Annotated in this window: 20 protein-coding genes; 5 read left to right on the top strand and 15 right to left on the bottom strand. The window is 42.6% G+C overall.

From position 1 onward, the window contains the following. Positions 1 to 84: 84 nt before the first annotated feature. Positions 85 to 1,647: a B12-binding domain-containing radical SAM protein gene (locus AC6JA8_RS11320; protein ID WP_497973885.1), complete on the top strand. Its 1,563-nt coding sequence runs from the start codon at positions 85 to 87 to the stop codon at positions 1,645 to 1,647. Here AC6JA8_RS11320 and AC6JA8_RS11315 read toward each other — a convergent pair whose 3' ends face one another. Further along, positions 1,648 to 2,463 carry a hypothetical protein gene (locus AC6JA8_RS11315; protein WP_497973884.1) on the bottom strand — a complete coding sequence of 272 codons (816 nt, stop codon included), beginning with the start codon at positions 2,461 to 2,463 and terminating at the stop codon, positions 1,648 to 1,650. It lies immediately after the preceding gene. Beyond that, positions 2,460 to 2,951 carry a hypothetical protein gene (locus AC6JA8_RS11310; RefSeq protein WP_497973883.1) on the bottom strand — a complete coding sequence of 164 codons (492 nt, stop codon included), beginning with the start codon at positions 2,949 to 2,951 and terminating at the stop codon, positions 2,460 to 2,462. Before AC6JA8_RS11310 ends, AC6JA8_RS11315 begins: the two co-directional genes overlap by 4 nt. Positions 2,952 to 3,116: 165 nt before the next feature. Here AC6JA8_RS11310 and AC6JA8_RS11305 point away from each other — a divergent pair, with 165 nt between their 5' ends. Together AC6JA8_RS11305 and AC6JA8_RS11300 are read left to right on the top strand one after the other, a co-directional pair. After that, positions 3,117 to 3,800, top strand: a complete 684-nt coding sequence (locus tag AC6JA8_RS11305) for a YfgM family protein (protein WP_497973882.1) — start codon at positions 3,117 to 3,119, stop codon at positions 3,798 to 3,800. 22 nt (positions 3,801 to 3,822) lie between these two features. Then, positions 3,823 to 4,938, top strand: a complete 1,116-nt coding sequence (locus AC6JA8_RS11300) for an outer membrane protein assembly factor BamB family protein (protein WP_497973881.1) — start codon at positions 3,823 to 3,825, stop codon at positions 4,936 to 4,938. Positions 4,939 to 4,969: 31 nt separating this feature from the next. On the opposite strand, the gene AC6JA8_RS11295 is transcribed toward AC6JA8_RS11300, so the two are convergent. From AC6JA8_RS11295 to AC6JA8_RS11235, 13 genes are all read right to left on the bottom strand, one after another. Beyond that, entirely contained in the window at positions 4,970 to 5,887 is a 918-nt protein-coding gene (locus AC6JA8_RS11295; protein ID WP_497973880.1) for a hypothetical protein, read from the bottom strand. A 121-nt stretch (positions 5,888 to 6,008) separates the two neighbouring features. Next, positions 6,009 to 6,983: a deoxyhypusine synthase family protein gene (locus AC6JA8_RS11290; RefSeq protein ID WP_102243926.1), complete on the bottom strand. Its 975-nt coding sequence runs from the start codon at positions 6,981 to 6,983 to the stop codon at positions 6,009 to 6,011. An 18-nt stretch (positions 6,984 to 7,001) separates the two neighbouring features. Next, entirely contained in the window at positions 7,002 to 8,933 is a 1,932-nt protein-coding gene (speA, locus tag AC6JA8_RS11285) for a biosynthetic arginine decarboxylase (protein WP_497973879.1), read from the bottom strand. 81 nt (positions 8,934 to 9,014) lie between these two features. Then, entirely contained in the window at positions 9,015 to 9,935 is a 921-nt protein-coding gene (locus AC6JA8_RS11280; protein WP_497973878.1) for an endonuclease/exonuclease/phosphatase family protein, read from the bottom strand. After that, positions 9,932 to 10,672, bottom strand: coding sequence for a hypothetical protein (locus AC6JA8_RS11275; RefSeq protein ID WP_497973877.1), 741 nt, complete (start codon positions 10,670 to 10,672; stop codon positions 9,932 to 9,934). Before AC6JA8_RS11275 ends, AC6JA8_RS11280 begins: the two co-directional genes overlap by 4 nt. An 8-nt stretch (positions 10,673 to 10,680) precedes the next feature. After that, positions 10,681 to 12,021 carry an ABC1 kinase family protein gene (locus AC6JA8_RS11270; protein WP_497973876.1) on the bottom strand — a complete coding sequence of 447 codons (1,341 nt, stop codon included), beginning with the start codon at positions 12,019 to 12,021 and terminating at the stop codon, positions 10,681 to 10,683. Positions 12,022 to 12,024: 3 nt separating this feature from the next. Beyond that, the gene (locus tag AC6JA8_RS11265) at positions 12,025 to 12,504 is read right to left on the bottom strand and encodes an acyl-CoA thioesterase (RefSeq protein ID WP_102243921.1); all 480 of its coding nucleotides are present in this window, start codon (positions 12,502 to 12,504) and stop codon (positions 12,025 to 12,027) included. Positions 12,505 to 12,527: 23 nt separating this feature from the next. Continuing rightward, positions 12,528 to 13,364 carry a metal ABC transporter permease gene (locus AC6JA8_RS11260; protein ID WP_497973875.1) on the bottom strand — a complete coding sequence of 279 codons (837 nt, stop codon included), beginning with the start codon at positions 13,362 to 13,364 and terminating at the stop codon, positions 12,528 to 12,530. After that, on the bottom strand, positions 13,361 to 14,206 hold the full coding sequence (locus AC6JA8_RS11255; protein ID WP_497973874.1) for a metal ABC transporter ATP-binding protein: 846 nt from the start codon (positions 14,204 to 14,206) through the stop codon (positions 13,361 to 13,363). The genes AC6JA8_RS11260 and AC6JA8_RS11255 overlap by 4 nt, the downstream gene beginning before the upstream one ends. Before the next feature lie 4 nt (positions 14,207 to 14,210). Continuing rightward, positions 14,211 to 15,068 carry a metal ABC transporter solute-binding protein, Zn/Mn family gene (locus AC6JA8_RS11250; RefSeq protein ID WP_497973873.1) on the bottom strand — a complete coding sequence of 286 codons (858 nt, stop codon included), beginning with the start codon at positions 15,066 to 15,068 and terminating at the stop codon, positions 14,211 to 14,213. Positions 15,069 to 15,119: 51 nt separating this feature from the next. Then, positions 15,120 to 20,321 (bottom strand): hypothetical protein, encoded by a 5,202-nt coding sequence (locus AC6JA8_RS11245; protein ID WP_497973872.1) that lies wholly within the window; start codon positions 20,319 to 20,321, stop codon positions 15,120 to 15,122. A 228-nt stretch (positions 20,322 to 20,549) separates the two neighbouring features. Then, entirely contained in the window at positions 20,550 to 22,772 is a 2,223-nt protein-coding gene (locus AC6JA8_RS11240) for a hypothetical protein (RefSeq protein WP_497973871.1), read from the bottom strand. 163 nt (positions 22,773 to 22,935) lie between these two features. Further along, on the bottom strand, positions 22,936 to 24,021 hold the full coding sequence (locus AC6JA8_RS11235) for a tRNA dihydrouridine synthase (protein WP_497973870.1): 1,086 nt from the start codon (positions 24,019 to 24,021) through the stop codon (positions 22,936 to 22,938). Between the two features lie 79 nt (positions 24,022 to 24,100). Here AC6JA8_RS11235 and AC6JA8_RS11230 point away from each other — a divergent pair, with 79 nt between their 5' ends. Next, the gene (locus AC6JA8_RS11230) at positions 24,101 to 24,595 is read left to right on the top strand and encodes an HAD family hydrolase (RefSeq protein ID WP_497973869.1); all 495 of its coding nucleotides are present in this window, start codon (positions 24,101 to 24,103) and stop codon (positions 24,593 to 24,595) included. Positions 24,596 to 24,597: 2 nt separating this feature from the next. Then, positions 24,598 to 26,061 carry a signal recognition particle protein gene (ffh, locus tag AC6JA8_RS11225; protein ID WP_497973868.1) on the top strand — a complete coding sequence of 488 codons (1,464 nt, stop codon included), beginning with the start codon at positions 24,598 to 24,600 and terminating at the stop codon, positions 26,059 to 26,061. Positions 26,062 to 26,102: the final 41 nt, after the last annotated feature.

Below are 26,102 nucleotides of genomic sequence, written 5' to 3'. Positions count from 1 at the left end.
ATCTTTGTTTACCTAAACTATTTTCAATGTAGAGTTAAATTATTTTAGAAATAGTATTTATTGCGCATTAGAAGGAATGATTGCGTGATCGTAACTCTGATTAATCCACCAGTGCTCATGAGAAAAGGTAACGCCGCAACTGTGACGCCGTCACCTCCATTGGGTCTTGCGTATGTGGCCTCTTACATCAGGTCTTTTTACCAGGTCGAGATTGTCGACAGCATGGGAGAGGCCCTCGATCAAGTCACAGATATTAAAAACTCACCATATTTTTTTTACGGACTACAGATCAACGAGATCATTGCGCGCATCAATCCAAAAAGCCGAATCATTGGCCTTTCGTGCATGTTCACCAGCAACTGGCTTTTGCACAAAGAGATTGTGAGAAAAGCGATTGAGACTTTTCCTGATGCTCTTATTGTTTTAGGTGGTGAGCACGCCACAGCTGCTCATGAAAATATTTTAAGAGAGTTCCCAAAAAATCTGGTTTGTGTTTTAGGTGAAGGAGAGGAGACGCTTCTTGATCTTTGCCAGCAGCTGGAAAAAGAAGATGGCGATCTCAAAAAAATAAAAGGCATTGCTTATTGTGATGAAGAACTCGCTATTGTCTCGTCTCGCCGTGAGAGAATTAAAGCACTGGATGAAATCCCAACCCCGGCATGGGATCTTTTCCCAATGGAAAATTACCTGCAGCAAGGATCTGGGGCCACAGTTCATAACCGCCGGACGATGATGATGCTCACTTCTCGCGGGTGTCCTTATAAATGTTCTTTTTGTAGTGCCCCTTTGATGTGGGATAAATATGTTTTTCACCGCGCGCCTGAGGCCATCATTCAGGAAATCAGAACATATATTTCTCTTTATAAAATTGACCACATTGAATTTATGGATCTCGTAGGTCTGGTCAATAAAAAATGGACCATGGATTTCTGCGAGAAAATGGCCCAGGCCAATCTTCCGGTCACTATCACATTTAGTCCTGGAACCCGCAGTGAAATCCTCTCAGAAGAGATTTTACGCGGTTTAAAAGCGGCAAAACTTCTGCGCATCCAGTACGCACCTGATTCAGGCTCAACTGAAGAGGCAAAACTGTTAAAGAAGAATGCCAATCTTGATAAGATGACTATTTCCATGGCCAAAAGCGTGGAGCTCGACCTGCCTATTTGTAGCAATATTCTTGTAGGATATCCTGGGCAAAGAATGCGCGATCTTTATCGAACAGGGAAGTTTTGTTTGAAACTTGCCCGTTTGGGAGTCGATGATGTTCTCGTTCACAACTTTGTTCCTTATGATGGATCAGAGTTTCATGAAAAGCTGATTAATGACCCTAAAAAGAAATTTATTAAATATATCGGTGACACTTTTATGACCAGAACGACTGGGCCTTCATTGGGTTATGTGCAGTCGTATTCAGAAAATATCCCTTCATGGTTTTTATCAGTTTTTCGTTTTTCGGTGCTTGGTGCCTGTGTGATTGTGCACTATCTTTTTCACCCTAAACGCATTTTTAAATCGATAAAAAATGTCGCCAACAAACTGCCTGTGACTTATCTGGAGAATTTACTTTATCTCAAATTTTACCGCGAGGTAAAAGTGATGAAGAAAATGGAGGCCATTTCCATCGAGAGTTTTAAGGGGATTGGTTGATTACCAGTTAAAGATATAGCTCACCATCGTGCTATATGCATTTCCACCTAAGTCTTCAAACCCATACCCGCCAGTAGTAAGAGGGGCGTAGCGCTGAGTGTTTTTGTCGAAGAAGGCAACTGAGTGGAAAAGAAACTCAAGACCGATATAACTTTCTTTAAGTTCAATAGGGAATTCCAGACCAAAACCAACACCTGCCCCTAGACCACCGCCGGCGTCGTTAGGAAGTTGAGTTTGATCAGTGTATTTATTGGTAGTGTACCAGTACTCGAGACGCCCAATGAGGTAGGGGTTTGAGTATGTGATTGCTGTTCCTAAGTTCGCAGTATCGATGTAGTAGCGGTAGCCCAAAAAAACGCGAAGCATGCTGATTTCAACCATTCCCGGAGGACAGGCTTCAGTATTTCCATTACAGCGTTTATCGGGAAAAGCCCTTACAGCATCTTTTAAAAACATCGAGTGTTTTGAAAACTCGACACCTAATCCTAAGGCCGTTTGAAAATCTTTAAAGAAAGTAAAAGAAACACCATACGAAGGCGGAAGGTTTTCATACGCCAGACCGCGGTTGCCATCGAAAGTTGTTAATCCCAGCGACAGGTTGAAAGAAAAAAATCTGCCGTAACGATAAAAGCGCTCATCTTCAACCACTTTGGCGTTTTCAATGTCTTCATTGAAATCCGTAAAGATGTCTCCACCGACGTTCAAGTCATCATCGTCGGCCGAAAAAATATCGTTACTGGCCTCCTGAGCGCTAGTGATCGCTGGAGTTCCCAGTAAGAGAGTGAAGAATAAAAAGGCGCTTAAGAATTTTTTCATAGATAGAAGTGAATCCCTGCAACCACAAAGTTACTGCCAACAGTTTCAAAGACAAAATCTTTTTTCTTATTGGCCGACACACCAAATTCAAAGCTAAATCCAAGTGAGTTTAGACCTGTGAAGTGAAATTCACTTCCTAAGCTTAAATCAAATTGAAAACCTGAGTATGTTTTACCGTTAACTTTGTTGGCGATTAAAGCACCAAGGCCCGCGAAGTAGAAATTGAGTTGAGGCTCATCGAAGATATTGCGGTAGAGTTTAATTCCCGCACCGTATCCACCATCAGTGTCTGATGTTGAAACGCCCACCATTCCACCGAAAGCGAAAGAGCGGCTTTTTTGCATTTTAAAGGAAAGGGCCGGGAAATCGTTTTTGAGTTGGTTAGTCATTCCCACGCCAAGGCGGTTAGTTTTTTCTAACGCATAGGCACTTTGAAATGAAATGAGTAAGCATCCTGCAAGTAAAACTCGTTTAAAGAGATTCTTCATAAGGTCAAAATCCTTCTTACCTAAATAAATGTGGACTGCGCATCCTGTCAGCAGTGTTTTTCTTAATATATTTATTCTAACTAAGCTCTCTATTTTTGACAACTTAACAAAGGCTTTTTAGAATGACTTTGTTTAAAAATGTAAACTTTCAACCTAAGGTAATCAATGACGACTACAACGACTTCATCTTCAAACCGCGAAATTAACGAAATCCTGAACGAAAATAAGGTTCAAGGCTTTGTTGCTAAGAATAAAATTGCCGTTTACACGGTTTTAGGGGTTATCGTGGCCGCTGTTTTAGGCTTTGGAATGTTTAAGACATTCGCTGACAAGTCTAACGTTGAATACAACAATAAGATCCACGCTTTTGAGATCACAACTCTAAAAGACTACCTGGCAAACCCAACAGCTCCAAATGCAGCTAAAACTCTGGAGAGTGGAGTGATGAACCTTCACCTGGAAATGGGTGAGTATTTAGGACTACTACCTCTCGTTATCAAATCAAGTGACGCTTTAATGGCCCACGCTCAAAACACTGAAGCGCGTGCTGTTTTATCTGTTGGTGAAAAAATCGCAAGCGATGACTACGCAAAATATTTCATCCTAAGCCGTCAAGCAGCAGTGTTTGAAGACCTGGGTGAAGATAAACTTGCTATCGAAACTCTGGAAAAAATGACTTCTCAGTCAGTAAAAATCTTCGAAGGGAAAACTTACCTTGATCTTGGTCGCCTTTACATGAAAGCTGGTGACAAGGAAAAAGCTAAGAAGAACTTCACATACGTTGTTGAAAAAGCAAAAGGCGAAGCAGAGTTCGTAAAAATCGCTCAACTTTACCTGACAAAACTTTAAGCTTTAAAACTGGTTCATTAGAATGAAAAAATATTGTATCCCTTTGCTCCTTTCTCTGTCTGTACTGGCTTCATGCTCAACATTAAGAGAGTACAAACCTACAAAGGTGGTAGAGGAGCGCGCTCTTTTAACTCCGCTTTGGATTAAAAACCTTGATCCAAATTACGACAGCGGAAATTTACCCATTGGCCTTCAGTCTCCACTGGTTCACGAAGGCATCGTTTACGCCGGACATAACGGCGGATACATGAAAGCTTACGAGCTGGAAAATGGACGCGAGATCTGGAGTGAATTCGACGGATCTGCTTACCATGCAGGTGCTGTGGCCTACAAAGACCAGGTGATTTACGGAACAGTTCAAGGTCGAGTGATTTCTCGCCATGGAATTCTTGGGACTATTAAGTACTCAGTTGACCTTGGAGCTTCTGTTGAAACCAGAGGTGTGGTGAGTAATGGAAGAGTTTTCTTCCAACTTAGAAACCACCAGGTTTTCTGTTTAGATGTAGAGACTGGGAAAATCCTTTGGGGTTACAAGCGCTCAGTTCCTTACCTGACAACTCTTCAGCGCGCAGGAACTCCTGTCGTTTATAAAGACAAGCTTTTAGTTGGTTTTGCCGACGGGACATTTGCTGCTTTGTCTATTGAAGAGGGTGTTCTTCTTTACGAAACAAAGCTGACAACAGCTTCAAAATTTGTCGATATCGACAACGCTCCCTTTGTTCTTCAAGACAGAGTTTACATCTCTCCAGTTGGGGGAGCTCTAAGCTTAATTGACCCGAACACTGGAAAGGTTTTAAGAACATCTGACTTTACAGTTTCAAGACCACCTCTTGTCCGTGACGATCAACTGATCTTTGGAACGCCAAATGGTGAGCTATTAGTGACTGATAAAAACCTTAATCTGCAAAAGACTGTGAAGGTTTCAAGTGGTGTGATCACTTCTATCGTTCCTTATAAAACATACTTTGCAGTTTCAACGACAACTGGTGAATTAAAACTGGTTGATCAAAAAGGACTCAATGTAGTGGAGACTTTTAAATTAGGTCACGCTTACTCTGCGGTCTTTGGAGAAATGGTCTCGACTGGAGATAACCTGGCGGTACTGTCTTCAAGAAATCGTCTGTTCTTATTTCATTAAGCAATAAAAAAGCTCCCCGAGGGGAGCTTTTTTATTTTAAGCTTTCAAAATACTCTCTTGCCCATTCAACATTTAATCTCGTCATCACTTCGTTTGAGTAAGTGTTCGATGATTCTTTTGATTTACTTCCTATAGAAGCAATTGAGCGCATTGGAGTGGCCTGGATTTTATCCAGAGACGTCACCAGTGCAATGTTTGAAAAGATGGTTGTCTTTAAAAGAGTGTCCATGCTTTTTTCTGCAGGCGGGAAGCTTGAGTTTTTAATATGTGTGATCAGGTTCTCATAGATGTAGTAGTTGTTACTTACTCCGAACTCACAAAGTTCTCTGATTTCTGAATACGTTTTTGCCAGGTGAATATCCAGCGCTTTGTGAACCAGTTCGTTCATTTTAGCATCATTCATATCGCCTTTTTGTGAGCGGAAGATGTCGACAACTTTTGGTGTCACATCATCTTTTGCCAGAGGAAGAGAAAGCTCTGGTCTTTTTGAAACGTAATCGGCATCGTCGATCTTTTTATAGTCGTAGACAAATTTTTTGTTATTTTTATAAGTCACATTCCCGGCAAAACCAGCAGGTTTTCTTCCTTTGTGTTCAAGAAGACTCGTGTGGAAATGAGGACAGATGTTCACACTTGGGGCCTCAAAGTCTTGAGCGTATTTTTTCATGCTCTCGTATTGTCCAAAGAGAGTCAGGAAATAAAGTTTTTTATTTGAAAGAGTTGCTTCTTCACTTAGAGATTTTTCTACACTTGTCGCAGTCCCTGCACTTGCCGGCATTCTCGATTTTGATGAAGAGAATTTAAAACCACTTGAAGTAATTTCCGGAACCTGGTTTTGTCCCATATTTTTTGGAGTGTAGCGGTCCATCTTTTGCTCAAAGCTTTCAGGCCCTGCACATGAAACAAGAGTCGTAAGAGTAAGGGTAGAAATGATAAAAAGATTTTTCATAAAGGCCTCTCCATGGTCTCTGATAAATCAGAGGATGAAGCTTTATCGGGTTTTTATGAAAAAATGTGAGAGGGAAAATGCGCCTCGAGAAGCTTTTGGCCCTCGAGGCGTAAGATATGGATTACCAGTTTAAAACGTAGGCAAAAACTAACGGTGCAACGATTGTAGCATCTGATTCGATGATGAATTTTGGAGTAGAACCATCAAGTTTTCCCCAAGTGATTTTTTCGTTTGGAACCGCACCAGAGTACGACCCATATGAAGTTGTTGAATCAGAAATCTGGCAGAAGTAACCCCAAAGTGGAGTGCTACGCTCAAGATCTTGCTCCAGCATTGGAACAACACAGATCGGGAAGTCACCAGCGATACCACCACCGATTTGGAAGAAACCAATTGAGTGATTAGCTGAAACTTCTGTGTACCATTCCGCTAAGCGGATCATTGTCTGGATACCAGAATTAACTGTGTGAACGTTTTTAATTCTTCCTTCGATAACAGCAGCTGCGTACATGTTTCCGTTAGTCGAGTCTTCCCAACCTGGTGTGTAGATTGGAATGTTCTTTTCCATAGCAGCGATCATCCAAGAGTCTTTTGGATCGATCTGGTATTCTTTTTTGAACTCTGGGTTCTTAAGAAGTTGCCAGAAGTAGTAGTGAGGAGGATGGCTTTGTCCCGCTTTATCAGCGTTTTGCCATTCTTTATTTAAAAGACCTTCGATCTTTCTCATTGCTTCTTCTTCAGGGATACAAGTGTCTGTTACACGGTTTAGACCTTTTTCCATAAGCTTCACTTCTTCTTCAGCTGTCAGCGCTCTCCAGTCTGGAATGCGGTGGTAGTGATTGTGAGCGACAAGGTTATAGATATCTTCTTCCAGGTTTGCTCCTGTACAGCAGATCCCGTGAATTTTGTCTTGTCTGATCATTTCAGCAAGAGACTTTCCAAGTTCAGCCGTCGACATTGCTCCTGCAAGAGTGACAAACATTTTTCCACCTTTAGCAAGGTGAGTTTCCCAACCTTTAGCTGCATCAACAAGTGAAGCAGAGTTGAAGTGTTTGTAGTGAGTAAGCATAAATTCTGTAATAGGTCCGCGTTTCATTGTTACCTCAAAAAATTATTATTGCTTTAAATACGTATACGATTTTAAACAGCTCTCGTAGAAATCCACCAGACGAACACCTTCGCGTGGCATGATTTTTCCTTGAGCAATTTGACGGTCGATGTTCTTTTTCATTGTGTACGCCATCGCTTCCGGGTTGTACTGCATAGCTGCCAGTACTGACTCAGAAGATGATCCACGGATCACTTCTTCGATGTAGAAATCTGTTGGATCTTCATCGTCACAGAAAACGTGAACTTCGTTTAGTCTTCCGAATAGGTTGTGAAGATCTCCCATTACGTCCTGGTAAGCTCCAGTTAAGAAGAGACCGATATGGTAGTCTTCGTCTGGTCTAAGTTCGTGAAGTGGAAGCAGGTTTCTTGTTTCGTTGATGTCGATAAACTTATTGATCTTTCCATCAGAGTCACACGTGATGTCTACCAGTGTTCCCAGAACCTCTGGTTTCTCGTTTAAGCGCGTGATCGGAACGATTGGAAGAAGTTGTCCAATGGCCCATAGATCCGGCGCAGACTGGAAGATAGAGAAGTTACAAAGGTATTGTGGCGCAATCCCCTGGTCGATGTCGTAAAGGTTTTCAGGAATGAATTCCATTGTAGGAAGAAGTGCAGAAATCTTTTTTGTGATTTTCCAGAAAAGAGTTTCAATGCGTGCGCGCTCTTCAAGTTTAATGATTCCCAGACGGAAAGCGTTCATACACTCGCGCTTAAAGTCTAGAGCATCGTTGTAAACTTCCTGAGCGTTTTCTTCGTTGATTGTTTCAAGCAGGTCTCTCATGTTTTGAACAAGAGTGTGGTCGCCGGCAACAATATCTGTTTTGTAATCAGTAAATGATGTTTCGATTTTATCGACAACGTTCGTAATTACACACGAGTGACGGGCAGTAATCGCGCGTCCTGATTCCGAAACAATGTTTGGGTGTTTTACTTTTTCTGCATCACAGATTTCTTTTAAGATATACACGATATCTGAAGCGTAATCAGCAAGCTTGTAGTTCATTGATGAGTCACTTGTTGACTGTGATCCGTCGTAGTCAACACCAAGACCACCACCAACGTCGAAGTACTCAAGAGGGGCACCAAGCTGAACAAGCTTAGCAAAGATACGTCCACCTTCGCGGATAACTTCTTTGACTGTTCTGATGTCAGTTACCTGAGAACCAATGTGGAAGTGGAAAAGTTTTAGTGAATTGATGAAGCCTTCATCTTTTAGGATTTGAACAGCTGTCAGGATTTCAGCGATCGTTAGACCGAATTTTGCTTTTTCCCCACCAGAGTCTGCCCATTTTCCAGAACCCTTAACAACCATCTTCGCGCGCAGACCAATAACTGGTTCAACATTCATTTCGCGAGAAAGCTTAAGGATTTTGTGAAGCTCAGAGAACTTCTCGATAACCACGATAACTTTTCTTCCCAGTTTATTTCCAAGAAGAGCAAGGCGAAGGTACTCTTCGTCTTTGTATCCGTTAAGGACAGTCAGAGCATCAAGGTTGTCGTTATAAGCAAGAACTGAAAGTAGTTCAGGTTTAGACCCAGCTTCAAGACCAAAATTGTAAGGAGCGCCGGCATCGACGATCTCTTCAACAACTTCTCTCATCTGGTTTACTTTAATTGGATAAACACCAGTGTATTGGCCCTGGTAGCCAGCTTCGCGAATGACGTCGCGGAAAGTTTCGTTAATGACTTTAACGTGTGATCTTAAAATATCGTGGAAACGTACAACAATCGGAAGAGGAATATTCTGAGCTTTCATTTCTTCAAGGACTTCAGAAATATCAATGCGTGGACCATTTTCGTTTTGGTGTGGACGCACACATAGATGTCCTTCGTCGTTGATATCAAAGTATCCATCACCCCAACGGCTGATGTGATAAACGCTGTCTGCTTCTTCTTTTGTCCAAGGGGCCGGAGGGCGCGCTTTGTCGTTTTCCATGATCGTGTCACCTCATTAAAATTCAAGAATTAATAAGGCCAGAATTTAGCTTATTTGAAGTCTATTCACAAACTTAAAATGCTAAAATTCGAAGGTCGCCACCACTGGGTAATGATCACTTGGCAAGGCGTAGCGCTGGAAGGAGTCCTGCGGGTAGGGAACCAGGACCCCATTGGGATCGCGGTAGTGGTAAATGCCTGATTCTTCTTTTTGAACTCGCCCGTGGAGCTCGGGAGGAAGGAGAATGTAGTCTAGCTGAGAGGCTTCGCGGTTGTTTTCGCGCCCGAAATGGAAATAAGAAAATCTGCGCTCGGCAGGCTCTTTGATGACTTCGAGAACGTCTTCCAGGTCGGTTTTTTCATAGAGGGCCTGGAATTCCGGCTCCAGAAGTACCCTCTGGGCCTGGCCGTTCATGTCTCCGGCAACCACTACCGGGACATTGGGAAACTCTTTGCGTCGCTCGTTGTAGGTCTCAACTAGCGAGTGAAATTCTGCTTTTCTTCTGAGCTGTCCGTTGAAATCGATACCTTCTTTATCCAGTTTGGATTTCAAATGCACCAGCATAATGATGAAAACCACTTTCTGGTCTTTGATCAGTCTTAGCTCGGCAATATCGCGGGAAAAACGGTGAAGCTTAAGTTCACTTTGGTTTTTTTGATGGTCTAAAATTTCGTGCGGGTAATTGAAGTTAAGTACTTTTTCTTTATGGCTTAAAAGCTGGTGGAAAAAAGGGACGCGCTTGTGGATGAGATAACCCATCTCGATACCGCGGTCAGAATTTCCCGGTAAAAGTGCGGTGTAGTATTCGTGATTTAAATAGCGGGCGTTTAATAAATCGAGACTTTCTTTTCCGCCCACTTCACAAAGCATGACGATGTCGGCGTTGATTTCTCTAAGAGTTCTCGCCACCCATTCAGTTTTGTCCGCAGGTTTTTTGTAACCTTCACCCGGAGCTTGATTCATTAAAAAAAGATTTTCTACGTTGTAGAGACAAAGTTTCAATTACAGCTCCAGCCAAAGAGCATTGTCGTGTAGGCCTTTTTCGTTTTGTCCCAGACGTCTTTGCAGTGATAGCCCTGATAAAAAGTAGGCGATGGCGCCTCTCTTAAAAATGTGTCGATTTGCTCTTTTAAACAAACAGCATCTTTGGGTAATTCTTTGACGTTCTGGATTTTTGTAACTCTCAGGCTTCCTTCGCGGCCAACTAAAAGGCCGTAATATTTTCCTTCGTCTTCACGCAGGAAATAGTACTCGTTGTTTTCAATAAAAATAGGAATCTCTCCTCTGGGAATAGTGAGAGTGATTAGTTTTTTGTTGGCGTCCAGGCCAATGGCCTTGGCGAAATAAAGAGTGGTGTAATCTTTTATTTCCGAGTCCTTTAAATTTTTGCGAAAAATTTCGCTGATGTAGAATTTTGATGCTTCTTTTTTGTGTTGAGGGCAAGGAGAGTCCCACATGATGATGCGCGGGAGGACGCTGGCCTCTTCTGCGGCCCAGTTAGCAATGGGCATTCCGTATTCTTTTTGAAGTTCGGCATTGAGTTTGGCTTCGTTTAATTTTCCCGATTTAAAATCGTCGAGTTGGTTGAGCCATTTTTGTCTGATTTCTCCAGTGGCTTTCTGGCAGTAAGCGTTTTCAGGACAGCCAGCGTGTTCGATTTTTGAGTACTCCAAAGCACCGTGGACAAAAGTTGTCCAAAGGGCCAATGAGAGCAAAACAAAGTGTCTAAACCAAAGCATAGTTATTCCTAAAACTGATACTTAAATTTAACCTCATTTTCGATGGAATTTCTAAACTTATTTCGGCCTTCGAGCCAATTAATTTCGCTTCTCCAGCCCTTGAGTTTTGCATAGAGGCCAAAAGTTGAGCGATCGAGGAGGAGAAATTCCTGTCGAGGGGATTTTCTGCCTTTAAAGTCGAGATCCTTAAAAAAATCCTTGAAGAGGTCAAAGGGATTGATGGCCTCAATTGGATGTGTCCCAGACTTGGTATAGGGCGCATAAAGAGATTTAATCATCTCGAAGTGACGCTTGATCATATCTTCAGGTTCATCTTCTTTAAAGAAGTGTAGATGCTTGGAAATCACAACGTAGTGATCGAAGCGGTCTTCTTCCAAAGACATCAGGAGACCACAGTAATCGACGAGAAAATCCGGATCAAACTCACGGGTTGAGCCAAAGTCCAGCATGATGATTTTGTCGCGTTTAAAAAGGTAATTGCCGTTTTGTGGATCAGTGTGCAGTCGTTTTAATTCCCAGAGTGAAAAAAGAAAACTTTCATACAGGGATGTTCCCAGGAAATTTTTTTCTTCGTCGGTGTAGTGAAGGGTTTCTTCAAAGCTGTCGCCCTCAACCCACTCCATAGTGAGAACCTGTTCTGAGCAGTAATCAGGATAGACTTCAGGAATGACAATCATCGGGAAGCGTTCTTTAAATTGTGATTTAAAAAACTGGATCTGCTCCATTTCTGTGATGTAGTTGCACTCTTGGATCAGGGAGGTTTTGAGCTCCTGGATCATGTTGTCTACATTGGGCTTATTGGGATAGAGCAGGTGAATAAGTTTGTCGATTTTGTGCAGGTTTTGAAAATCGTGTTTGATCGCATTGACGATTTTTGGGTATTGAATTTTAACCGCGACGACTTCGCCGGAATGCAGTTTTGCCTTGTGAACCTGCCCAATACTGGCAGCGGCCACCGGTTTTAAATCGAATTCTAAAAAAAGCTCCTGAGGGGATTTTTTGAAATTCTCTCTGATCATGCGAATGACTTCTGCTTCCGGCATTGAAGGAGAATTTTTTTGAAGATTAGCAAAAAGGGCCGAGATTTCTTTTGGTAAAACCAAATCCTCTGAGATGGAAATCATCTGCCCTAATTTCATCATCGCCCCTTTGAGTTCTCCCATGGTTTGAATGATTTCTTTAGAGGCCTTGATTTTTAGTTCCAGGTCGCGGGCCTTTGGATTTTTATCAATGTAGTCCTGCGCTTTATTTTTAGCAGCATCAAGGGCGAGTTGGGCAGAAGCCTTGGTTAGACTGGTGCCCAGGCTTAAAAATCGGGAAAGTTTTCCTGATTTGAATTCTTCGCTCATAACTTATTTGGTTTTACTTTTTTTCATGTCTTCAATGCGCTTTTTTCCAGATTCAAAACGTCTTTTTTCTTCGTCTGTTTCTGGAATTAACCCTCTGGTTTGAATCGGGCGGCCGATGTCATCCAAAGCGACAAACGTCAGGTAAGCTGTCGTTGTGTGTCTGGTGATTCCAGTAAAAGGATTTTCCGCGATAACTTTTACACCAACTAACATTGATGTTTTTCCGACGTAGTTAATACTCGCTTGAATAAGAACGTGATCACCAATTCTAATAGGGGCCTTAAAGCTGATATCGCCTACGTGAACAGTGACAACGGGGCGGTTTGAGTGTCTCTCGGCAACCATCGCAGCGGCCATATCGATCCACGACATAACCACCCCTCCGAAGATAGAGTTTTGTGGATTGGTATCGTTAGGCATGACGAGATAGCGCATTTCAACAGCGCTATCAGCAACGGTTTTTGGCTCGTTTTGATTGTGCATAAATCTCTTTCCTTAAGATTAGTTTACTTAAGAAGAGTATAAACCTTTTTTAGGAAAAACGATACCACTAGCGCCCCAAAGAGCACGACGGCAAGAGTGGCGCCACTCGGAAGGCCAAACGCATTTGCTAGGATAATCCCGGTAACAGCGAAGATGACAGAAAAGAGTGTGCTGATAATGAAGGTTTGTCTGATGTTCGTTGCAAACTTCAGTGCAAAAAATCCTGGAACTAAGAGTAATGTTTCAACCAGGACGGTCCCGGCCAATTTGATGCTTGTGACAATGAGAAAGGCCAGTAAAACAAAAAAAGTGTAATGGAAAACCTGCGCTTTAATTCCCGAGGTGATTGCTCCTTCTTCATCGTAGGTTAAGAAGAGCCATTTTTTTAGCGGCACTAAGATAAGTAGAGCAGTGATAATTAAAATGAAAAGTGAGAGATAAAGGTCTTCAGCTGTTAAGAGCAGGATATTTCCAAAGAGAAAACTTAAAAGATCGCTTTGGTCTTTGGCAAAAAGTGTGTGGATGATAATCCCCATCGCCATTGTCGAAGTATAAAAAATCCCGATCATTGAATCGTTGGGTAGTTTCTGTCTGAAAGTTGAGTAGGCCAGAAACATCGTCAGAAAAATAGTGATGATAAGAGTTGAAACAAAAACCGGCAGGGCCTGTGTCGCTTCAAATAAACTAAGTGAAATGGCCAGTCCCAACAGTGTCGAGTGAGAGATGGCCGCTCCCATGAAAGCGTTTTTGCGGGCAATAATCAGAGGTGAGATCAGGCCGCAAGTCAGCGACAAGCATACTGTTCCTAAAAGAGCATAAAGCAGGAAATCATACTGAAGAAAATCATTGATGAAACTCATGGTTTTCTCCTGATAAACTGATGGCCGCTTTTATTTTTCTCATGAGCGTGATCGTGATTGCAGAAATGGTGGTCATGCGAGTGATCCACACCGTCGTTTTTTTCCAGGTCTTTTTCATGGATTAAAAGATGTTCAAACTCACAGTGATAAACGTCTTCAAGAATATTTTTTGTCAGGAAATCGCGGTGGTCATGCCAGTGAACATCGCGGTTTAAGCAAAGAATGTTCTGGCAGCTTTTGATAATCTGATTGATATTGTGGTCAACGATCATGACCGATGTCTGATCGCGCTTTTTAATCGTTTCAATGAGTGACAAAAGTTGATCCTGACCGTTGCTGTCGAGACCTTTGGTCGGCTCGTCTAAAAGCAGGATTTGCGGTTTTTGAATAATGGCACGGGCAATGAGCACGCGCTGTTTTTCTCCCCCTGAGAGTTTAGAAATCAGAGAGTCTTTTTTGTGGGCAATGCCCACTAAGTTTAAAAGCTCATCAACGAGATGAGGATTTTTAATTTTATGAAGAGAAATACTGAAATCTAAAAGCTCGCTGACTTTCACTGGCATGATCGGATTGAGTTCGCTGCTTTGAGGAACGTAAGAGAGCAGGTGATATGGGTATTTTTTTAAACTTGAAAGCGGCTCACCATTAAAATAAATCTCGCCGCTTTTTGCTTTTAAAAGGCCTGCGATGATTTTCATCAACGTCGATTTCCCGCCGCCGTTAGGTCCCAGGACCCCAAGGCTTTCACCTCTATTAAGAGAGAAAGAAATATCCTTCAGGATAGGCTCAAGACCTTCGTAACTGAAAGTAAGTTTCTCTGCTCTTAAAATGGCTTCGCTCATATGCTTAGTGCGCCTTAAGTTTAGTGTTTAAGCTCTCCAGCACCTGAAAGTAATTGAGTCCTTCAGAGTTTGCTGTATCCAGATCAATTGTAATATCAGTTGACCTTTTTTTGGCAAGAATATTAGCGGGAACTTTGATTCCTATTTCTTCAATCCAAATGACTTTTGGCGCTTTTAGAGCGTCGTAAAGTTTTTTAACTGAAGCAGGAGTTGCTTCCTGGTGATGGCCTGAGCCTTTTATCGCTACTACTGTTGCGTCTTTCCCGCCAAGTTTTGCCAACAGGGGAAGAAGAGCATCGTGAGTGAGCACCACTGGTTTTTTTATTTGAGCTAATGTGTTTGTTAACTCTTTTTCAATTCTCATCTCTTCGCTCTGGCATTTTTTAGGAGCTTTAATCACCAGAAGTTTAGCACTGACTAATTGGTCTTCTAGTTTTGTTTTAAGCGAACAGAAAATTTTTGGGTAAAGCCAGAAGTGCGAAAGCGCTTCGTGGTTTCCTCCCGGATAAAGATTGTAGTCGCGGCTATCAAGCGGAAGTGTGAATGTTTTTGTCCCCGGAGTTTTTGATCTTTGATAATGGATTTTTTTAATCCATGGGTTGAGCTCTCCTGGTCCAGTGATCAGGGTCTTGGCCGAAATAAGTGACTTCACTTCATTCGTGCTTGGCTCGTACTCGTGGGGGTCCCCAGAAATTTTAACCAGGGAAATAAACTCATAATCCTTCACCTGATTTTCAGTGAAGATGATATTGGCCAGGCGGCAGAGCTCGGGGTGAGAGCACGCGATGGTCTCGGCGGCGAAAGCACCTGGTAAGCTATTAAAATAAAAGAGAATTACTGCTAAAAATAGGGTAGTCTTCATAAGGGCCAGAATCTAGCAGAGAATTTGCGTCATGGGAAGATTTATTGCGGATTACTTGCAATAATAGTGGTGGTCCCAACGGTACCCGTTATCAAATGGGAACTTACCTGCGGCCGTATCACCTTCAACCGAGTCTACGATCGAGTCAACGATACTCATAGGGTAATTGATGGTTTCACCAGTTGTCGTGTAATACCCAGAGTATGGCTCAGGAGGGAACTGTCCGAACGATCCACCGTTTTGCACGACTCCTGACTGACAGTAAGCTGCACCCAGGGCCTCAAGTTTTTGGAAAGTAGAGGCGCGCATTTTTGGTTCACCAGTATAAGCGTTGAAGTCGACTTCTGTTTCTGAAGTTTCAGAAGAAATCAGAAGACCTCCACCAGGTTGGTCTGAACCAACACCTTCACTTGAGACGAACTTGTTGAAGTAAACGTTCAGGTCAGTTCCTGAAGGAAGTTTACATGTCAGTTTGCCGCCGACATTACTTGCTGTCCCTGAGCAACACTTCGCTGCTGAAGTTGTCGTCTTTCCAAGTGGCATACAACAAGCGAAGTCTTTAGAAGAGAAGATTGCTGCGTGAGAGAGTTTATCTTGATAAGTAAATCGTTTGGCCTGGTTACCAATACCAGCAGATTCACTCTCAGAGTTTCCTTCTTCATCATAACTTGCAATCGGGTTAAACGATGTGTACGTGTTGGCCACAGCATTGAACTGTGATCTCGTTTGAATTGATGAAGAGAAGATTCCCGGAACAAGCTTGTTTTGGTTTCCGTTACAATAGATTGGTTCATAAGTGATCTGTGGGATACCAATAAGCTCTAAGCGCCCAAGTTTTGTCAGGTAGTAGTATGGGTTACCTGGAGTTGTCACTGCACCTAAAGAAGCATCCAGAGTCTGTTTGTATTTTTCCAGAGGCATGAAATCGATAACAACAGCAGCATATTTCCACTGACGGTTAGCTGCAGCCCCAGTGTAGGCCTTGATGTTCATCATAGGACGATTTTGAGTTTTTGCGTTCGCTGAAATACACCATGCTTCGTAATCACCCGTTGAAAGAGCATCAATAGGTTGTCCTGAAGAACCACTCGGATAATTTGCAACACCATCACATGTCGCTTTGTTTAGGTTTCTTAAGTTTGTAATGTTAACCGCTTCAACACGTCCGTCGTCGTACATGTATTTCATATACACTCGCGAAATCGTCGGAGTCGCCGAAGCCAGGTTGGCATTGGCGTTTGCCGTGTTAAAAGGAATATAGGCCGGAAGATAAATACTCACACCGTAGTCAAGATCCTTGTCGACGAAGAAGATCAATGATCTTTTTGTTCCGTTAGCGTCAGTATAAAGATCGTAAGGAGGCGACTGAGTAAACATATAAGCAAATGGAGGATAAGGAACATCCTGATTCATTTTATATGTATAATTTCCACTTTCAAGGTCACCAACAGGTGAAGTGTCAAGGCGAGTGTAACCTGTCGCTGGCAGACCATTGTATGATCCTGTCGCAGAGTAAGGTGCAGATGTCGCCCATGATGGAACAGTCGTTGTATCATCAGGCTCAAGGTTTTCAGCATCAGATGGTTCGTACACGCGAGGAGGCAGGATCTGGTATCCACTTACATCGCGGTAAAGGATCTGCATACACCCATTTTGTCCAGGGTATTTACAGAAGTACTCATACTCGCGCTGGTATGTCGATTGAACGACCTGATCTTTTGCATCTCCAAATCCGTTGTAATCAGCGTTTACAAGTGGAGTGCGGTAGTTTAGACATGAAAAGTTTGATGTCTCAAGACTTAGACGGTTTTTTACTTTCCAGTCGTGTGTTCCGTCTGCGAATTTTCTGATCCATCCACCACCACAGCAAGTGAGTGATCCAGTTTCATTGATAACTTTCCACTGATCTTTTGCTGGTTCAGCGTTGGCCGAAACACTAGGGTAGTTTGCTGTCGTTTTAGCAATTTTCGAAGCCGTGTAACGAGAGTAACGGTAGTTTGCTTTTGGGTCAGTCACTGAAAGTCTTGATGTTACCAGGTTGACGTTTGTCCCCATATTTTCTGGGATAATCGTCGCAGGACCCGATGTGAACATCGTAAAGTCTTTTCCGATTTCACGGCAGCAACGGTTTTGGTTTAATTCATAATCGTAGTAGTTTGAGCTTCCCAGAGTTGGAGCTGCTTTGCCTTGACCACAAATCAGCGATTCTCTCCAATAGTTTTGCTCAGCTTCAGTTCCCCCGAAGTAGGCAAGGGCCATTGAACCAACAGCGTCTTCATGCATTTTGTTTGGACCACAGTCTAGGTCTGTATGACAAACAGAACCAGCTCTTCTTAAACAAGCATCTGCCGCCATGATTGGCTGAGTGATGTGTTGAAGAAGTTGAAGTGATCCACCTTCAATATTGGCGAAGGCCGAAGCAAAAGTTGATGTGTGTTTTGCTTCTCCACCGCAAGAGTTTTGCATTTCTCTTAACTGCGAAAGAGTGGTTGAAGAAGTGTTGTAAGGAACATAATCCAGGTCATCACCGATGGCCGGACAAGACACAGTTCTTGATGAACCGGTTTGAGTTGAATCACATGAACCAATTTGTGAAATGTAATCAGCTCTTTTTTGTGTATCAGGATTACTGTGGGCCGTTGAAGCAGTTGATGAAAGCGAGCGTCCTGGGCGACAGATACCCATATCGTCGACTTGTGAACTCGTTAAACCAAGAGCGTCTGTTCCACCATTGTATTTGATATTTGCGATAACTTCTGTCGTAAGTGACTTTGTTGCTGTGACATATTTAAGCGGTCTACCTAAAACGTTTGCGTCCATCCCGAAGAAGATATCATCAAACTCATTAGGAGAGCGAACCACTTCATCGTTAAAACGGTTTGTAGTTAAGGCCGCACAGTAGAAGTTTGGAGCACATGTTAAGTTCTTTTGGTTGTACTGGCCATTAAGGGCCGTGAAGTCGCGCACACATGGAGCTCCAGCACCACGGTACACACAACGTTTTCCGCTTGAACCTTGAGTTGTTGTCCCTGAAAGGATTTCAAAGATTGAACCAATTTTTTCCTGGTTATTAACTTCTCTTGCTTCAGTGTCGTAAATCGGCCAGCGAGTTCTCGATTGAGAAACGTCAGCACACATATACTCCCAACCTAACTGCGAAATACAGTCAGAGTCAGTGCTACACTGGTGGTACTGTTGACAAGTCCCGGCCTGGTTTTGTTTTGGGTCGCTGATGGCCAGAGTAGGGTCGAAGTCGTAATCAGCGGCCACCGAAGCAGAGATATCAGGAATGATGTTAACGACTGTATCTGTTCTGTCGGCCACATCAAGGAAAGAAGCGTTGATGGCCAGGTAAAGTTTCGTCGTTGTTGCTGTGATTCTTCTTCCAGAACCAACACCAAACCAAGTCACACCATCAAATGATCCGATGAGTGCACCTTTATTAAAGCCAAACCAGTCTTTCTGGTAGCCGTTAATAAAATAAGTGGCCTGAGTCTTAAGGCGGTTTAAGCGCTGAGTTTGTAGAGATGTTTCTTTTTTATGTGAGAAAGGAATCATCGTCACTGGCAGGTAACAAGCACGGCCAAAATGTGTGTCTTCGTAGTTACCTAGAGTGACGTTGGTAGAGTATGTATCTCTTGATGTCGTGTATCCGCTGGCGCGAAGACCGTTACCACCAGTTGTCGCCGGGTGAGCTGAGAAAGTCTGAAACCAGCTGTCTTTTGCACACTGAGTACAAGGAGTGAAGTATCCGCTTGTGGCCGATACGATATATGTTTTCCCTAATTCAACCGCAATCATTTTTGCTGGCTGAGTTTGAGAAAGGGCGACATTCATACGTCCAAGAATTGAATTGACGTTGTAGCTTCCGTTAACTGGAGCTGCGCGGTTTGCAGTGTCCAGGTAATAGAAGTCTTCACCTTCTTGAATGATGGTGCTTGAAAGTTTACTAACGTCATCATAGCTTGTTCCATCAACAGCATAAAAGCGGTGAGGGGCACTACGGCTAGGAACGTTTACGTTTAAGTTGGTAATCGGCCCGATCGGATTTTCCGGTGTCGGAGTATAACAGTAGAAATCGACAATATTAGCTGTCGTTTCAATCGAAGATTTATAAAGCGGTCTGACTCCCCAGTCCGGGCATCTGATCGCTCTTTCGTCATCTGTATAAGTCGTCGGGCATCCACAGGCGATGGCCAGTTTCTTTTTTGTCGCTTTGTAATCTGATTCAGCTACACCTGGAAGACACAGTGAGTACGAGCCTGAGCTTTGGGCCGTTTCAATACATTTCCAGTCAGCTAAATACTGGGCCACTCTTTTTTCAGCGTCACTCTGAGGAGTTGTTCCCGGAGTTGTTGTTGATGGTGGAGTGTGCGAGATATTTGTACAAATATTAAAGATATTCGGGAAATTAATAAATGAGAGAGGATTAACTGCATACTCACTCATGGCCTGAGCGTATTGCGAGTCACTTGTTGCAGAAGACTTAATACTAGCATCTTTCACACACTGACCTTCAATACAGCAGTCAAAGCCTTTAGCTTCACACGAAGAGGTAGAGCATGAGCTGACTGGAGAAGTAGAGTTTGAAGAAACATCTACTTTAATGGCCAGAGTTGAGAGAGTCACTTTTGTCGTGGCAATTTGTGACATAACCCCAGTGTTGATATTGCTTTCAAAGAGTTTCAGTGTTGAAGACGTAAGGTACGTTCCACCTGAACAAGTAGGGCAGATTTCAGTCAAAGCATAGGCCGCTGAAGTTCCAGCGACTCCGTCAACTGAAGCAACTCCACAGGCAGCAGCATTTTCAGAACGGCTTGGGACATCAACTCTAAAAAGTCTTTCAGTTGTTTTTGTAGAATAGTTACTGATGGAAATAGGCACAAGTCTCAAGCGCAATTGCTTATTGCTTGAGCCATAGTTACCAACCAGACAGAAAGATTTCCCGTTTTGATAGTAAGGAAGACCTGTTGTGGCGTCACTGCTGATCAGGAAGCTATGGATGTTTGATCCACGCAGGTACATAACTGTATCTGAGTTTTGATTAACCGTGATCGTTCCTGTGACTTTCAGTGAAGTAAACCAGTAAAGGGCCTCATCTGAAGCAAAAGTCGGAGTGGTTGTTCCTGTTGTTGTTGAAGATGATGAAGCCGTCGTCTTTTTTCTGTTGGTTCCAGCAGACTGAGGCATACAACCTTGAAGAATCAAGACTGCAGCGATAGTGAATATAAGCGAGTGAAGGGTCTTCATCACAATACTTATCGTCCGCTCTTTTTAATTGGGTTAACTCTTTAAATTATTAGAGAGTGATAGGTATATTTTACCGTGCAAACAGCAGTGAATTGATCGGTTTTTTAGGCAGCAAGAGCAAAATGGCAAGCACTTAGAATTAATAAAGAATTATGGCCCAAGAAATTTTGCTTTAAATTGTGGAAACAATGAGAATGCCCGTTTTCGGTGGCAGTGGACTAAAAAGATTGCCTATTGGCCGAAATTAAAGCCCGTTGATGTTGTGGAAGTTGCCGTTGTCGTGGCAAATGGGTTTCCGTAACCAAAGTAGCCATAATTATACATCCATGGGTTTTGGTTGTAGATATCAAAAGTATGCAGCATCTGTTTTTGGAAGATGGCCTGATCTGTCAGCATATTGATGTTTTGTTTTGTCTGGTAGTTGTTAAACCACATCGGAATGAGAGAAGGGGCAACTGGAAGCACACCTTCACCAAATACTCTTAAGCCACTTTTCTTTTTTGTTTTAATAACCGAGTTTGATTTGGTGTCGTAGTCGTAATAGTAGTTTGGATCTTTATAAACTTGCTCTTTTCTGTCTTGTCTTTCAACAACAGAGTTCTCTTTTGTAATCATCTCACAGACATCTTGGAAAGAAGTTTTTAAAGATCCCTGGCTACTTTGACAAGTTTGCAGGAAGTCTCTCATTTCATTTGGAGAGAAAGTCATCGTTGAAGATGCTTTCTGAGCGCTGATTTCTTTAGCAAAAGAGTTCCCGATAACGGCAGCAACATCAGAGCTTAATCCGTATACTTTATTTAAAGTGAACTGGGCCGGCTCTGTTGAGCATCCAGCGTTCAAGCGAATAGATTCGTCTTTAATCTCCATTCCTTTGGAGTCAACGTTACATGAGCGTAGGTATTTTTCTGCTACATACTTTCTCATGTTTTCAATGGCGTTGTAGTTGGCATTTGTCAGCTGGTTAATATCGTTTTGGATACTTCTGGCCGTCTGAGTGTATTTGTCCTGGAGATTACTAATTTTGTATGCCACTTCTCCAATAAGGTCTTTACATTCTTTGATCATTGAATTTTCAGTTTTTGCATTAAAAGAACTGCAATCTTTTCTAAACTGCAGTGATTTACTGTCTGCCACCTTTAAGGCCCCAGCAATTCTTTGTTCAGCTTCAACATCATCAAGTCCACCCAGTTCTGGGCATTGGAAGAAAAAGAGTGAAAGACCACTAAGTTTTCCCTTAGCTTCTTTACATGTTTTTTCTCTGCTGGCACTGGCCGGAGTGCGAGTTAAGCTCTCGTAGATATCAGTAGATGTTGCAACTTGGTCCATCTTTTGAATCTGAGTGACCATATCTGTTTCAACATTTGGTTGCTCTGGAACTGTGCGACCTGCAACGATGTTGTTAACAATATTCTGATATTTTTTAGTATTCTCTTCAAACGCTTGTTGTAAGATTGATTTTTGCGTAGGTGAGAAGTGCACCGCACTTAATTCTCCCGAAACTGATTTAATCAATGCATCTCTTTGAACTGGAGTGCTGGCGATTCCTTCACAAATACCAGCTGCAAATGGCTTTTTCTCATTCAGACAATCTAGGATTCTCTCTTTAGGAAGATCACTTTCCAGCATTGCTGTTGCTTCAGGTGCTTGTTCATTAATCATTTTTAAAATGACGTCTGGCTTAACATCTTTTGGAATAGATTTTAAAATGGCCTCGGCATCAATGCGCACTTCTTTTTTAGCATCAGCACTACGAATGCTGTCGTAAGCTTTTTTAAAAGAGGCAAGAACGTTATCGAGTTCACGAAACTTAGATTTCGACTTAAATGAAAATGTCTTGGTCACACTCTCAAAGAGAGTAGCACCAGGCTTATCTTCTTCAACGATCTCTCTACAGATTTCTGACTCTGGAGAATTTTTACATAGGTGGCTCATAGTGAATGTATCAGCTTTAGAAAAATCTGAATCTTTGGATTTTTCTAAAAGTGTAGAAAGAACACTTAAGATCATTCCATTTCTGATAACACCTTTTAAATCATCAATCGAGTTTTGAACTTTTACATCAGCTGCTTTTTGTTGTTGAGCTCTCAGGGCATCTTGCTGTGCTTTGGTTTTTTCAAAGCTGGCCAAAGACTCTTCATATTTACTTTTTAGTCCTTTGATCTCATCGATAATTTTTCTTTGTTTCTCAATATCCTGTAGACGTTCTCTGAGAACATCAATCTTGTCTTGTTGGTTTTTGTAATCATCAAGATTGTTTAATTCACTCATCATCTTGCCAGCGCCTTCTTTACAGAATTGACCTGGATTGTATCCATGAGCGGTTGTGGCAACAGTGTTGGGACGATTTGGATCGTACGCAGGTTTTTTTCCATCAGCACCAAACGCACTAAAGCTTCCAAGCGCAAGGCTTGTGCAAAGAGCAAGGTGAAGTGACGTTTTAAACCCTTTCATCATTGGTTTCCGTTAAGTTTCTACGTCAATCTTATCGGAAGTTTATCAAAAGACTAAAGTATTGATGGGGATTTTATCGAGTGCCCTAATGTTTCAGGGAACTTAAAAAGAAGGAGGAGATGCTAAGCTGTGAGATTTTCTGGCCGGTTTCTGAGGCATTACCCCTTTAACCGTGGCCAGAAGTCATAAACGAATCGTGGTCCTGAAGCCTCTTTCTTTGGTCTTTTAGTGACAGGAAGAAGTCTTCTGAAATTTTCATCGTGTCTTTTAGATCAGGCGTTTTAAAGATCACGTCCCTAAAGTAGCTCACGTTATTATAACCCGCGGCCATCCAGATTAAGTGTTTTCTAATCGACACTAAAAGGGTGTGGTCACTGTGCGCGTACGGCACAGAGTACTCGATAAGTTTATTGATAACTTCCAGGTGATCCTGAGGAGTAAAGAAGATGTCATCAGCTTCTGTCATATAGGGTTCTAAAAATAAGAATGGATTTCTTAAAGGGCCGCGTCCTAACATCAGCGCCTGGCACTTTGTCGTCTTCATTCTGTTTTTGACCAGAGTCGAAGTGTGGAGATCGCCGTTTCCAATAATATCTAAAGGAGCTTTTTCTCCCAGGAATTCCAGGTGATCCCAGTTGGCGTTTCCTGTGTATTGTTGCGCGCGCGTTCTGCCGTGGACAGCAACAAACTCAATTCCTTCTTCTTTGGCGATGTGAATGACTTCTAAAGCGTTGATAGAATCGTGATCCCATCCCAATCTGATTTTAATCGTCAGTGGAACTTTGATGGCCTTTTTTACAGCGCTAAATAGGGGAGGAAGAGCACTTGGGTCTTTTAATAAAGAAGATCCCGCTCCTGTTCCGACAACTTTTTTTACCGGGCAACCCATGTTGATATCGATAAATTTTGGATTGAATTCTTCAGCAACCTTAGCGGCTTCAGCAAAAGCTTCTGCGCCTTCACCAAAAAGTTGCAGTCCCATATTTTTTTCGCGAGGGTCAACTTTTAACATGTCGACTGTTCTGACATTTTTATAATTGATCCCGTGGATAGAAATAAGTTCACTGACCGTTCCGCCAGCGCCTAAGTCTTCCATTAAAAGCCTAAAAGGGGCCGTACAGATTGAAGACATCGGAGCTAAGAGCAGTGGAGAGTCAAAAGAAAGCGAGCCCATTTGAATAGGTGTGCGACGCGCTTTAAGGACGTCGATTTTTTTTTGAAGTTCTGGGCTAAATGGTGCATTCTTGGTCATGAAAATTTTCTCTAGCTCAATGAAATAATGACTCTAGGTAGCAGAGAGAGAAACCACCAGTCAATGGAATCGCCCTGATATGAAAAATATTTCCCAAGAAAATAAACCAAAGATGATCATTTTTGATCACGACGGCACATTAGTGTGCACCGAAACTCCTGAATTTAGTTTATTTCCGGGGATTAAAGAACTTTTAGTTGATCTGGTGGCCCAGGACTTTCACATCAGCGTTTGGACGGCGAGATCCCACAAATCCACAGTGGAGAGCTTAAAGCGCCTGGGGATTGCCGAGTATGTCGGAGAAATTTACGGGCACGACGACGGGATGTCTAAACCTCATCCGATGGGGCTTTTAAAAATCACCCAAGGGATTGAAAAAGAAAACTTACTTCACATTGGAGATAGTCTCGGAGATCTCGATGGAGCAAAAGCTTTTGGAATTCCTGTTATTGCAGCTTGCTGGAATAGCACAATTCAGGTAGAAATTTTCCGTGCCAAAACACCATATGTCGCAATGAAGCCGGCCGACTGTCGTCCGATCATTGAAGCGCATTTTAACCTCAAATTGGGATAAGCATGTTTGATACGTTAAGTGAGAAATTTTCGAACGCCTTTAAATACATTCAAGGCAAATCAAAAATCACTGAAGAAAATATTGAAGAAACACTAAAAGAAGTGCGCACAGCTCTTCTGGAAGCTGACGTTAACTTCAAAGTTGTTAAAGAATTCGTGGCCGCTGTTAAAGAAAAAGCTCTTGGTGAAAAAGTTATCAAGGGAGTTAACCCAGGCGAGCAGTTTGTTAAGATTATGCACGACGAACTGGCGCGTATCATGGGAGACGCCAACGAAGAAATCAATTTAGAGCGCCCGGGAATTGTTCCTATTCTGGTTGTCGGTTTAAACGGACAAGGGAAGACGACGTTTTCTGGAAAGCTTGCTCTGCACTTAAAAAATAAAAAGAAAAAAGATGTGTTGCTCGTTCCTGCGGATACATTCCGTCCAGCAGCGAAGGCGCAGCTACAGACCCTGGCAAAACAAATCGATGTAGATTGCTTCGACTCCGATTTGAATCTTCACCCAAAAGAGATTGCCAAACTCGCAATTGAAGAAGCTAAAAAACGTCACAAAAGTGTAGTGATTATCGATACGGCCGGGCGTCTTCACGTCGATGCTGAATTGATGGATCAACTCAAGGAAGTGAAAGAATCAATCAATGATTTAAAACCGGAAGTCCTGATGGTGGCAGACGCCATGACTGGACAAGCGGCCGTTGATGTTTCTAAAACTTTCCATGAAGCTATCGGTGTGACGGGAATTGTTCTCTCGAAAATGGACTCTGACGCTAAAGGTGGGGCGGCCTTATCTATCCGTCACGTCACAGGTGTACCTATTCGTTACGTTTCGATGGGCGAGAAGATGAAGGATTTGGAGTTATTCCATCCTGATCGTCTTGCTAAGAGAATTCTCGACATGGGGGATGTTCTTTCACTAGTTGAAAAAGCACAAGACAACATTAACGAGTCTGACGCTGAGTCGATGATGAACAACTTTAAAAAAGGAAAGTTCACTGTCGATGATTTCTTAAAGCAAATGGACATGATTAGTAACCTGGGCTCAATGGGCTCGATTCTAAAAATGATTCCAGGGATGGGCGGTATGCTTCGCCAGATCGGCGATCTAAGCCCTGCTGAAAACGAAATGAAGCGTATGAAGATCATCATCTCATCAATGACCAAGGCAGAACGCCAGGACTATAAAATCATCAAAGAAAGCCGTTTAAAACGAATCGCTAGCGGTTCAGGGACAACGGAAGCTCAGGTGAAGGACTTCCTTGGGAAGTTCAAACAAATGGAGCAAATGATGGGTGGGATGGCCGCTATGATGAATGGCGGAGGTTTTCCGGGAATGCCGGGATTTCCAGGAATGGGAGGAAAGAAGGGTTTTAGGCAAGATCCTAACGCTGTGAATCCTTTCGCTGGAATGCAAGGCAAGGACAAGAAAAAAGGTGGCAAAGGTCCTTGGGGCAAAGGATATTTTTAAGCATAAGCTTTTAATATTTGACTAATTAGACCGTATGAATT

The sequence above is a fragment of the Bacteriovorax sp. HI3 genome (assembly GCF_059738875.1).
The sequence above is the reverse complement of the archived record's forward strand: the minus strand, read 5'-3'. Positions and strand labels throughout refer to the sequence as shown.